The 11,469-nt window shown below is 46.2% G+C and carries 9 protein-coding genes; 5 read left to right on the forward strand and 4 right to left on the reverse strand.

Annotated features, from left to right (window positions below):
* Nucleotides 1-626 precede the first annotated feature (626 nt).
* Nucleotides 627-1,295, reverse strand: a complete 669-nt coding sequence (locus tag AB5903_RS17050; protein ID WP_117667630.1) for a bifunctional 4-hydroxy-2-oxoglutarate aldolase/2-dehydro-3-deoxy-phosphogluconate aldolase — start codon at nucleotides 1,293-1,295, stop codon at nucleotides 627-629.
* 124 nt (nucleotides 1,296-1,419) lie between these two features.
* Nucleotides 1,420-2,445, reverse strand: a complete 1,026-nt coding sequence (locus AB5903_RS17055) for a sugar kinase (RefSeq protein ID WP_005653084.1) — start codon at nucleotides 2,443-2,445, stop codon at nucleotides 1,420-1,422.
* A 233-nt stretch (nucleotides 2,446-2,678) separates the two neighbouring features.
* On the opposite strand from AB5903_RS17055, the gene AB5903_RS17060 reads away from it, so the two are divergent.
* The 3 genes from AB5903_RS17060 (at nucleotide 2,679) to AB5903_RS17070 (ending at nucleotide 6,910) form a co-directional block, all read left to right on the forward strand.
* Complete coding sequence (locus AB5903_RS17060; protein ID WP_229087371.1) at nucleotides 2,679-3,755, forward strand: LacI family DNA-binding transcriptional regulator; 1,077 nt, start codon at nucleotides 2,679-2,681, stop codon at nucleotides 3,753-3,755.
* A 70-nt stretch (nucleotides 3,756-3,825) separates the two neighbouring features.
* A complete protein-coding gene (locus tag AB5903_RS17065; RefSeq protein WP_368118064.1) occupies nucleotides 3,826-5,316 on the forward strand; it encodes a UxaA family hydrolase in 1,491 nt (496 codons plus the stop codon).
* A gap of 247 nt (nucleotides 5,317-5,563) precedes the next feature.
* Complete coding sequence (locus AB5903_RS17070) at nucleotides 5,564-6,910, forward strand: Na+/H+ antiporter NhaC family protein (protein ID WP_368118066.1); 1,347 nt, start codon at nucleotides 5,564-5,566, stop codon at nucleotides 6,908-6,910.
* A gap of 35 nt (nucleotides 6,911-6,945) precedes the next feature.
* Here AB5903_RS17070 and AB5903_RS17075 read toward each other — a convergent pair whose 3' ends face one another.
* Nucleotides 6,946-7,824: a DUF3829 domain-containing protein gene (locus AB5903_RS17075; RefSeq protein ID WP_005653090.1), complete on the reverse strand. Its 879-nt coding sequence runs from the start codon at nucleotides 7,822-7,824 to the stop codon at nucleotides 6,946-6,948.
* Nucleotides 7,825-8,229: 405 nt separating this feature from the next.
* On the opposite strand from AB5903_RS17075, the gene AB5903_RS17080 reads away from it, so the two are divergent.
* Both AB5903_RS17080 and AB5903_RS17085 read left to right on the forward strand, forming a co-directional pair.
* The gene (locus tag AB5903_RS17080) at nucleotides 8,230-8,784 is read left to right on the forward strand and encodes a 30S ribosomal protein S16 (protein ID WP_005653092.1); all 555 of its coding nucleotides are present in this window, start codon (nucleotides 8,230-8,232) and stop codon (nucleotides 8,782-8,784) included.
* Between the two features lie 120 nt (nucleotides 8,785-8,904).
* Nucleotides 8,905-10,005, forward strand: coding sequence for a TlpA disulfide reductase family protein (locus AB5903_RS17085; protein WP_016662779.1), 1,101 nt, complete (start codon nucleotides 8,905-8,907; stop codon nucleotides 10,003-10,005).
* Between the two features lie 292 nt (nucleotides 10,006-10,297).
* Here AB5903_RS17085 and AB5903_RS17090 read toward each other — a convergent pair whose 3' ends face one another.
* Nucleotides 10,298-11,266 (reverse strand): hypothetical protein, encoded by a 969-nt coding sequence (locus AB5903_RS17090; RefSeq protein ID WP_060386669.1) that lies wholly within the window; start codon nucleotides 11,264-11,266, stop codon nucleotides 10,298-10,300.
* Nucleotides 11,267-11,469 lie beyond the last annotated feature (203 nt).

Here is an 11,469-nt window from a genome sequence, read left to right on the forward strand (position 1 = left end):
GCCGGACATTCGTTACAAAGATACAAAAAACGGGAAGAGTTTGGACAGAATATACAAAAAAGTGAGCATAAAATACAGAAATAAAAAAACGAGCAAGCTCTTCCGAACCCCTCGCCTCGTGTAAGAAAAGCCCAAAGGCTTTTCTTTTTTTACTTGCATCAAATTTTTGTTACCTGAAAATCAATCTTTCTTTTTACCTCTAAAAAATAAACTTCAATTACCTATTAAATAACACTTAATGTTTAACTTTTACCTTTTTCTAATTACCTACTTTAATCTAAAACTTTTACCTATGAATTAATTCAATCTTTTTACCTCTTAACTAATTACCTATACTGAAAACTTTATCTTTTTATTCTTTTATAAGAGCAATTTCCCAACTGCATTGCAAAGGTAATACTTTTTTCCGTGTGCGCAAACAGAAGGGGAAAGAAGTGTGTGTTTTATAACATTGTTTTAGAGATTAAGCATCTCTTTTACACTTGTAAACAGTTAAAATGCTACCAATGTGACACACTATCCGCCGAAAGCATTACACCGGGTATAAAAAAACAAACCACCGAAGTGCCGTAGCACCTCGATGGTTGTCCCCTTTAAACACCTTTAAACAAAATGAAATATAATAATTACTTTCTTGCTTCTGCAATGTAAGCCAAAGCTTCCTTACATTTCTCCGTAACGTAAGTCCAATCCTCTGCAGCAACCTTGTCGCCCGGGAAGAGCTTGGAACCCATACCTACGCAGAATACGCCGGCTTTAATCCAAGAAGTCAGGTTTTCCTGTGTCGGTTCTACACCGCCGGTAACCATCAGCTTAGACCACGGCATCGGAGCCAACAGGCCTTTTACGAGTTTAGTGCCCAGTACATCACCCGGGAATATCTTGCAAAGGTCGCAACCTGCTTCCTGTGCGAAACCTACTTCTGAAACGCTTCCGCATCCCGGAGTGTAAGCCACCAGACGGCGGTTGCAAATCTTAGCGATTTCGGGGTTGAACAACGGGCCTACAATGAAGTTTGCACCCAATTGCAGGTACAGTGCCGCAGTAGCAGGGTCTACGATAGAACCTACACCCATAGCCATTTCAGGACATTCTTTAGCTGCGAACTTTACAACTTCTGCAAATACTTCGTGAGCAAAGTCACCGCGGTTGGTAAACTCGAATGCACGAACACCACCATCGTAACAAGCTTTCACTACTTTCTTTGCCACTTCTGCATCTTTGTGGTAGAATACAGGAACCATACCGGTTGAACCAATTTTGTTCAATACGGCTATTTTATCAAATTTTGCCATTGTATTAATCAGTAATTTAATGTATGGAAATAACTCTTTTTCTGTTCTTTCAGACACGGATTAGTAGCGTGTTCTGCGTAATTATTACACCGGAATCCGTGGAATCCGTGCCTGAAAAAAATCATTAGCGTTGTACACGACCGCTTGCGTCACCGCCTGCCAGCGCTTCTACCTCCTCAACTGAAACGAGGTTGAAGTCACCGTTGATAGTGTGCTTCAAAGCGGAAGCAGCCACTGCGAATTCGAGGGCAGCGCCTTGGTTAGGCTTAGTCAGCAAACCGTGGATGATACCGCCTGAGAAAGAATCACCGCCACCTACACGGTCGATGATCGGATTGATATCGTAACGTTTTGATTCGTAGAATTCCTCACCGTTGTAAATCATTGCTTTCCAACCGTTGTGCGTTGCCGAGAATGATTCACGCAATGTAGAAATAACGTATTTGAAACCGAATTCCTTAGCCATAGCCTTGAAGATGCCTTTGTAGCCTTCTGCATCTGTCTTACCGCCTTCTACATCGGCATCGGGTTTGAAACCGAGGCAGAGTTCAGCATCTTCTTCGTTACCGATGCAAACGTCTACATATTGCATCAACGGTTTCATGATGGACTGAGCTTTTTCCTTTGTCCAAAGTTTCTTACGGAAGTTAAGGTCTACCGATACCGTAACGCCGTGACGCTTGGCAGCTTCGCAAGCCAAACGGGTAAGTTCGGCAGCCTTGTCGGAGATAGCGGGAGTGATACCTGACCAATGGAACCAATCTGCACCTTCCATGATAGCGTCGAAATCGAAATCTGCTGCATCGGCTTCAGCAATTGCAGAATGGGCACGGTCGTAAATCACCTTGCTGGGACGCATAGATGCACCGGTTTCCAGATAATAGATACCTACGCGGTCGCCACCACGTGCGATGAAGTCTGTCTTTACACCATATTTGCGCAAAGCGTTCACTGCCGACTGACCGATTTCGTGTTTCGGCAATTTTGTTACAAAGTAAGCATCATGACCGTAGTTGGCACAGCTGACAGCAACGTTAGCCTCACCGCCGCCATATACTACATCAAAAGAATCGGACTGTACGAAACGAGTGTTGCCCGGAGTGGACAGTCTCAACATAATCTCACCTAATGTAACGACTTTCTTTCCCATAATTCTATGTTTTTATTAAATACTATGATTAAATTGTTTCTTTCAAATTATCACATCAGCTCCTATTAAAAAGCTAAACACCTGATACCATGTAGAGTAAACTAAAAGACAGCTTGTTCTTCATAGCTTTCGTGTGCGGGCACAAAGATACAACAATTTTCGTAATTACAAAAATTGTTATATATTTGTATCGAAAATATTTAGATTATTATTGTGCACGGGCACAAAAAACCATGAGTAAAACCATGAATACGCCGGAAAGAATAAGAATCAAAGACATCGCCAAGATGGCCGATGTGTCGGTAGGAACCGTAGACCGCGTCATCCACGGACGTAGCGGAGTGTCGGAAGCCAGCCGCAAACGCGTGGAAGAAATTCTGGAGAAACTGAACTACCAGCCCAATATGTACGCCAGCGCATTGGCTTCCAACAAGAAGTACGCCTTTGCCTGCCTGCTACCCCAGCACGAAACCGGAGAATATTGGACCGAAGTGGAAAGCGGCATACACGAAGCGCTGACCACCTACTCGGATTTCAACATCACCGTGAAGCTGAGGTACTACGACCCGTACGATTACCGCTCCTTCGCCCGGGAAGCCCGCAGTATCGTGGAAATGACGCCCGACGGTGTGTTGTTTGCCCCCACTGCCCCGCAGTACACCACTCCCTTTACCGATGAACTTGAAAAGCTGGATATACCTTATATATATATAGACTCGAATATCAAGGAAGCTCCCGCCCTCTCTTTCTTCGGACAGAATTCACACCAAAGCGGGTATTTTGCCGCACGTATGCTGATGCTGCTTGCCGGTGAGGATGCACAGGAAATCGTTATCTTCCGCAAGATAAACGAAGGCATTGTAGGTTCGAACCAACAGGAACGGCGGGAAATCGGTTTCCGAGAATATATGCGCGAGCATCATCCCGGCTGTCGCATCTGGGAACTGGACTTGCACGCCAAACGCGACGGTGAAGATGCACAGATGCTGGATGATTTCTTCCGCGTCCATCCCACCGTAAAGAACGGCATCACATTCAACTCCAAAGCATACATCATCGGAGAGTACCTGCAAAGACACCGGAAAACGGATTTCAACCTTATGGGGTACGACCTGCTGAAACGCAATGTGGACTGCCTGAAAGAAGGAAGCATTTTCTTCCTTATCGCCCAACAGCCTACCCTGCAGGGCTTCGACGGCATCAAAGCATTGTGCGACCACCTGATTCTGAAAAAAGAAATCGCAAGGGAGAACTTCATGCCGATTGACTTGCTGACAAAAGAAAATATAGAATTCTATTATAACAGATAAGAGTGCCGGGCAATCAGGCAATGGAACTGTAATACGACACTATCGAACGAAACCAATTAAAACATAGTATATGGAAACAAAGTACCTGAAAATCAACTCGGCCGACAACGTTGCGGTGGCTATCACAGCACTTCCGGCCGGTGAAAAACTCATAGTAGACGGCAAAGAAATCATCCTGAACGAGGATATCCCCGCCGGACATAAATTCGCGCTGAAAGATTTTGCGGAAGGCGAGAATGTAATTAAATACGGTTATCCCATAGGACACGCCCGCACCGCACGGAAACAAGGCGACTGGATGAACGAAAACAACATCAGGACCAATCTTGCCGGACTGCTGGAATATACGTACAACCCCACCGAAGTGAAACTGGACATTCCGCACAAGGACCTGACATTTAAAGGATACCGCCGCAAAAACGGCGATGTGGGAGTACGCAACGAAATATGGATTATCCCCACGGTGGGTTGCGTAAACGGTATTGTCAACCAACTGGCAGAAGGCCTGCGCCGCGAGACAGACGGCAAAGGCGTGGATGCAATCATGGCATTCCCGCACAACTACGGCTGTTCGCAACTGGGCGACGACCACGAAAACACCAAGAAAATACTGCGCGACATGGTGCTGCACCCCAATGCAGGCGCCGTGCTTGTAGTAGGTTTGGGATGCGAAAACAACCAGCCGGATGTATTTCGCGAGTTTTTGGGTGAATACGATTCCGACCGTGTAAAGTTCATGGTGACGCAAAAAGTGGGCGACGAATACGAAGAAGGCATGAAACTGCTGCGCGAACTCTACGCGAAAGCCAACAAGGACGAACGTGTGGACGTGCCTCTGAGCGAATTGCGTGTAGGTTTGAAATGCGGCGGTTCCGACGGATTCTCCGGCATTACGGCTAATCCGCTGCTGGGCATGTTCTCCGACTTCCTCATAGCACAAGGCGGTACGAGCGTATTGACGGAAGTGCCCGAAATGTTCGGTGCGGAAACAATCCTGATGAACCGTTGCCGCAACAAAGAACTGTTTGAAGAAACCGTAAAGCTGATTAACGACTTCAAGGAATACTTCCTCTCGCATGGCGAACCGGTAGGTGAGAATCCGTCGCCGGGCAACAAGGCAGGTGGTATCTCCACACTGGAAGACAAGGCTTTGGGATGCACCCAGAAGTGCGGCAAGAGCTATGTGGAAGGTGTACTTCCTTATGGCGAACGCCTGAAAGTAAAAGGCCTGAACCTGCTTTCCGCTCCGGGAAATGACCTGGTTGCCGCCACCGCCCTGGCTTCGTGCGGATGCCACATGGTATTGTTTACAACAGGCCGCGGAACGCCGTTCGGAACGTACGTACCGACCATGAAGATTTCCACCAACTCCACCCTCGCCAAGAACAAACCGGGCTGGATTGACTTCAACGCCGGCGTTATCCTTGAAAACGAACCGATGGAAAAGACTTGCGAACGTTTCGTCGACTACATTATCCGCGTAGCAAGCGGCGAGTTTGTGAACAATGAAAAGAAAGGCTATAAAGAAATCGCCATTTTTAAGACAGGGGTGACACTGTAACGGCAAGCGCTCATAGCCCGAGTGCACGGAATTACCGTCTGATGTTGACGGGTATTCCACAATAATTCGGACAGAAGAACAAAAGAATAAAAATAGGTAATGTTACCAGAAAAATAAAATTTTTCCTTTTTTGTTCTTTTGTTCTTCTGTCCGAATATTTAGATATGCACCAGAATTCCATCCGTTTTTGTATCTTTGCAGCCGATTTACTCAAAACAATCGTTCTTATAAACTCATGATAGAAAGTATGTCCGCAGATACAAATACCTCTCCCAAACAAAAGGGCGGCTGGTGGTCGCTGAGTCCGTTGGCTGTATTTCTTTGTTTATACCTCATCACATCACTGCTTATAAACGATTTCTATAAAGTGCCGATAACGGTAGCTTTTCTGCTGTCGTCCTGCTATGCCATTGCCATTACGCGGGGACTGAAGCTGGAACAACGCATCTATCAGTTCTCCGTCGGGGCCGGTAACAAGAACATATTGCTGATGATATGGATATTTGTCCTTGCCGGAGCGTTTGCACAAAGCGCCAAACAGATGGGAGCTATCGACGCCACTGTAAACCTGACCCTGCATATCCTGCCGGACAACCTGCTGCTGGCGGGTATTTTCATCGCTGCCTGTTTCATCTCCCTATCCATCGGTACAAGCGTGGGAACAATCGTTGCCCTGACTCCGGTAGCGGTGGGACTGGCAGAGAAAACCGGTATCGACCTGCCTTATATGACAGCCATTGTAGTGGGCGGTTCGTTCTTCGGAGACAATCTTTCCTTCATATCAGACACCACCATTGCATCCACCAAAACGCAGGATTGTGTGATGAGGGACAAGTTCAAAATAAATTTCATGATTGTAGTGCCGGCTGCACTGGTGGTACTGGGCATCTATGTAATTCAGGGACTTTCCTTATCCGCCGTTCCGCAGATATACGAGATTGAATGGATAAAGGTAATCCCCTACCTTATCGTACTGGGTACGGCAATAACCGGAGTCAATGTGATGGTGGTTTTGCTACTTGGCATCGTCTCTACGGGAATCATCGGCATTTGCACGGCAACGGGCGTCTTCGGCGTCACTCCTGCCGAAAACATGAATGCAAGCACCGCTTTCTTTGATTGGTTCGGCGCTATGGGAACAGGTATCACCGGTATGGGCGAACTTATCATCATCACCCTGCTGGCAGGCGGAATGCTGGAAACAATCCGCTACAACGGCGGTATCGACTTTATCATCACCCGCCTCACCCGCCACGTCACAGGCAAGCGGGGTGCGGAATTCAGTATAGCCGCACTGGTGAGTGTAGCCAATCTTTGCACCGCCAACAACACCATTGCCATCATCACCACCGGTCCCATCGCCAAAGACATAGCCAAACGCTTTCACCTGGACCGCCGGAAAACAGCAAGCATACTGGATACATTTTCCTGTCTCATTCAGGGCATTATCCCTTACGGCGCACAAATGCTGATAGCCGCAGGACTGGCGGGCATCTCGCCGCTCAGCATCATAGGCAATCTGTACTACCCGTTCTGCATGGGAGCCTGTGCCGTACTCGCCATATTAATAAGGTATCCGGGAAGATACTCATAGTTCTTCCCGGACACCGGCTGTATTCCGAACGCCGATCAGTTTATAAAACTATTGTAACGGCTGATTACGTCATTATATTCGGATACTAAATCATTATAACCATCCTCGGTGAACTTTCCGTCGCGCAGTTGCTTGCGGAGTTCTCCCAGGAACTTGTCCACATACTTCAGCAAATTATCGTAGTTCGACATCTCACTCTGGAAATCCGCTTTCTTCTCCAACTTCGAAGCTGCCTCTTTCTTGGCGTTGACAGCATTGTAAGCAGCCTGCAAATCTTCCTTCTTGGCTTCGGGCGAATAGAGTTCCAAAGTCTTCTCTATCTCAAAAATCAAAGCCTTTCCGGCAAGGATATGGTCCTTCAGCGGATTATCCATCAGTGTGGCCTCTTCGGCTTTATCGGCATAGGGAGTAAGCAGGGCATAGATTTGGGAACGAAGTCCGGGAATCTGTTCTGCCAACTCTTTCTCTTCCTTACAGATTTCATTACCTTTGGCATAGTTGTCGTCCTTATAGTCTTCGGCCTTGATGTAGGCGCGGTAAGCATCATAATTGGCATACAGACGCTTGGACACATCGAAGAAACGACGGTAGTACATCTTCAGACTGTCGGCAGCCGAGGACGGGAAGCAATCGCCGGGGTTCAATAAAGCAGTCGTGTCTGTTGCGGAAACCGGCGTGCGGATAACAACGGGCGCTACAAGAGTCTTACCGTTTTTCTGCATATAATCGATAATCTTGGAGATCTCTCCCATGTCCACCATTTTCTTGGTGATGTCGATGCTTGTGTTGTAATAGGATATTACCTCGTTTGCTTCTTCCAATCCATAATCCATGGAAGCGGCATCCTTTCCCTTGCCGCCGCAGGAAGCGAGTAAAAGCAGGGAAACAACTGAAATTGCTGTAATTTTCTTCATTGTTACAAATCTGTTTTTAGTGTTAGTATTAAAAGTTTTCGTCTGCCGGCAAAGACAACATAGGTCCGTTTGTTCCTGATATGTTATCGTTTGTCGGATAAGGCAAAATTACGTGGAAACAATGAAATCGGGAAAAATGAGAGGGGGACAAATAAGAGGATAATACCTATAGGGTTAATTTGTTGAAAAAGTGAAATTTAAGCAGATTACAGCCGGGCACGGCAGGGAGACATTTTAAAGAACAGGACACAATCACATCCGTCTTTCACACAGAAACGCATTTATGGCACGATAATGAAAATATCAGGCAAACTCTTTGTCAATCAAAAGAAAAAGCGTATCTTTGCGCCCGCTGTTACGAGATAGCAGCATAATTCAAATCATTAACTAAAAACATTTATTTAAATGGCAACAAAAATCAGATTGCAGAGACATGGACGTAAAAGCTATGCTTTCTACTCTATCGTAATTGCAGACGTAAGAGCACCACGTGATGGTAAATTTATTGAGAAGATTGGTACTTACAACCCTAACACCAATCCTGCCACAGTAGATTTGAAGTTCGACCGCGCACTTGACTGGGTATTGAAAGGTGCACAACCTACCGACACTGTTCGCAACATCCTCTCTCGCGAAGGCGTTTACATGAAGAAACACCTTCTTGGCGGTGTAGCAAAAGGCGCATTCGGCGAAGCAGAAGCAGAAGCTAAATTCGAAGCTTGGAAGAACAACAAACAAAGCGGTTTGGCTGCTCTGAAAGCTAAGGAAGAAGAAGCTAAGAAAGCTGAAGCCAAAGCACGTCTGGAAGCTGAAAAGAAAGTAAATGAAGTGAAAGCTAAGGCACTGGCCGAAAAGAAAGCTGCTGAAGAAGCTGCTAAGGCTGCCGCTGAAGCACCTGCAGAAGAAGCAACCGAAGCTCCGGCTGAAGAAGCTCCCGCAGCAGAAGCTGCTGCTGAATAAAAAGCAGAGCTATCCTTGTAAAAAAGGGACAAAAAACATAAAATCCTCATTGGTTATGCCGGTGAGGATTTTTTATTATTATCTTTGCTGCAACTATTTATTTATTAAATGAACAAAGCAATGAAAAAATTAACTTACCTGCTCGCTGCCGCTGCCGTATTCGCAGCTTGTAACAGCGGAAACAAAGGTTACACCGTAACCGGAACAGTAGAAGGCGCTGCCGATGGCGATACCGTTTATCTGCAAACCGCAGAAGGCCGCCAGCTCGTAAAACTCGATTCTGCAGTCATCACCAACGGAACCTTCACCTTCAAAGGAACGCAGGACAGTGCTGTGAACCGCTATATCACGTGCCAACCCTCCGGGAAAGAAGGTGTGCTGATGGACTTCTTCCTCGAAAACGGAGCAATCAACATCAAACTGACTTCCGGCGAAGGCGACTCTGCCACCGGTACAGCCAACAATGATATTTACCAACGCATCCGGGACAAGCAAAACGAACTGAACCAACAGATGAACGCTATCTACCAGTCCATGTCCGACACAGCCCTGACAGACGAACAGCGCGAAGCCAAAGCCAAGCAGATGAATGATCTGGAAGAGCAATATATCGCCACTGCCAAAGAGGGAATCAAACAAAACATCAATAACGCAGTGGGAGTATTCCTGCTCAAGAAGAACCATTATTACATGGATGTGGAAGAACTCGATCCGCTGATGTCGCAAATCCCCGCAGCATACAACAACGACGAAACCATCATCCGCATCAAGGAGAACGTAGAAAAGATGAAAGCCACTGCCGTAGGTCAGAAGTTTACGGACTTTGAAATGCAGACCCCCGAAGGAAAAACGGTAAAACTGTCCGACTATGTGGGTAAGGGCAAAACAGTGCTCGTTGACTTCTGGGCAAGCTGGTGTGGCCCATGCCGTCGCGAAATGCCCAATCTGGTAGAAGCATACGCCAAATACAAGAACAAGAATTTCGAGATTGTAGGCGTTTCCTTAGACCAGAGCGGTGATTCCTGGAAAGAGGCTATCAAGAAACTGAATATTACCTGGCCGCAGATGTCCGACCTGAAATACTGGAACTGCGAAGGCGCCAAGTTGTATGCCGTAAGCAGCATTCCTCACACTGTACTGATTGACGGTGACGGAATCATCCTTGCACGCGGCTTGCACGGAGAAGAATTGCAAGAGAAATTGGCTGAGGTTCTTAAATAAGCAAAGAAAGCCGGCAGAATATAAGACCAACGGAGATGTGTCAAAATACACTTGACGATTTCTTTTAGGCACGGATTACACGGAAAACACGGATCTCACAAATTTTCTTTATTCTTTTTCTGTGAAATCCGTGTTTTCCGTGTAATCCGTGCCTAAAAAAGAAACAAATAGTAAGCGGACTTTAGTTTTGACACACATTCGTTGATTTTATAGAATTGGCTTGCGGCCACGCAGACCGGCAGACTGAAATACGCAACCGGCATAATAACATGCTCAGATGAACAGTGTGCATTCAGACTGAGAATATACGGTTTGCCATATCCTTAGCCAACTTCACAGTCTTCCACTGTTTCACCTCATCCTCTTCCGAAGGATTGAGAAGGTTATCCGCATCGGGCAGACAGAGCGTCAAATGCTTCATCGGTATATAATTCAGCACTTCTTCCATCTTGGCCTGCAATTCATCCAGTTCTTCCTCATCGGGGTAATAAGAAAGCACGAAGCCAAACACAGCTTCCCGTTCATGCACAAACCACAGCAGACGGCTACGGTCGCAAATTCCACAATCGTAATTCAAGAAGTAAGCATCCGCCCCGTGCAACCGTATCAACATATCCGTTGCGGCATGAAACGCTACAAACAATCCTTCGGGACGCTCGCGCAGTACCCGGTTGTTAAGACGGGCAGCTTCATCGGTCAGCATGGATTTGACTCCCTCGAACTGTACATAACGGCACCCCGCCTCATACAACCCTTCCAACAACTTCTTATAAGCGACAGCCAAATCATCCAACAGTATGTTCAAATCCGGATAAACCGACTTCAAGCACCCGGCTTCCGTTTCACGAAGAATCCTCATCAACATTTTGCCGGGCGACGGTATATGCTGCTTTGGCAATACATTTTCCGCGGTATTCTTTAGCAGAAAAACAAAATCTTCAAGGATAGGGTGATGAAGCAAACCGATTCTGCCGGTCACTTCCAGCTTCTTTTCCAATGAAGAATCAGCATTGTCTCTGCAACGGATACCTTCCCAGCCTTCCAAAAAGTCATAACTCCGAAATCCGCCATCTGTCACAACCTCTATACCTTCCAGCTTCAATCGCTCCATTAATTTGCATATTTCCTTATTTTCAATGGCACGCAATGCCGACAGGCTGATTTGCCCGTGCTGATATCGGTTTCTTGCATCCCGCAACGTAAAAGGTACACATAATGCTCCCGCAATATCGACCTTAAAAGGTGGAAACAGTTTTCCCATATTCACTTTTCTTTTAACTGATAATAGTTAGAAATTCAAGTCTTTACCCTATTCATACAAAGAACAAAGAGAAGCAAATATAACCAAAGTATTTAAGAAAACAACAAATAAAATCCCTATTTCTCATCTTTTCATATAAAAGTAGAAGGTGATGAAGCTTTTGCTTTGAATATTCCTTCCGGTGGAAAAATCGGTATTAATGG

The organism is Bacteroides sp. 2201st1_D9_2201SCRN_220225 (genome assembly GCF_040928965.1).
GTDB lineage: Bacteria > Bacteroidota > Bacteroidia > Bacteroidales > Bacteroidaceae > Bacteroides > Bacteroides stercoris.

Bases quoted from the DNA above. Each gene is read 5' to 3' on its own strand.
- AB5903_RS17065 (WP_368118064.1), top strand. From the start codon at position 3,826: ATGGAAACAAAGTACCTGAAAATCAACTCGGCCGACAACGTTGCGGTG.
- AB5903_RS17075 (WP_005653090.1), bottom strand. From the start codon at position 7,824: ATGAAGAAAATTACAGCAATTTCAGTTGTTTCCCTGCTTTTACTCGCT.
- AB5903_RS17085 (WP_016662779.1), top strand. From the start codon at position 8,905: ATGAAAAAATTAACTTACCTGCTCGCTGCCGCTGCCGTATTCGCAGCT.
- AB5903_RS17080 (WP_005653092.1), top strand. From the start codon at position 8,230: ATGGCAACAAAAATCAGATTGCAGAGACATGGACGTAAAAGCTATGCT.
- AB5903_RS17050 (WP_117667630.1), bottom strand. From the start codon at position 1,295: ATGGCAAAATTTGATAAAATAGCCGTATTGAACAAAATTGGTTCAACC.
- AB5903_RS17055 (WP_005653084.1), bottom strand. From the start codon at position 2,445: ATGGGAAAGAAAGTCGTTACATTAGGTGAGATTATGTTGAGACTGTCC.
- AB5903_RS17090 (WP_060386669.1), bottom strand. From the start codon at position 11,266: ATGGGAAAACTGTTTCCACCTTTTAAGGTCGATATTGCGGGAGCATTA.
- AB5903_RS17060 (WP_229087371.1), top strand. From the start codon at position 2,679: ATGAGTAAAACCATGAATACGCCGGAAAGAATAAGAATCAAAGACATC.
- AB5903_RS17070 (WP_368118066.1), top strand. From the start codon at position 5,564: ATGTCCGCAGATACAAATACCTCTCCCAAACAAAAGGGCGGCTGGTGG.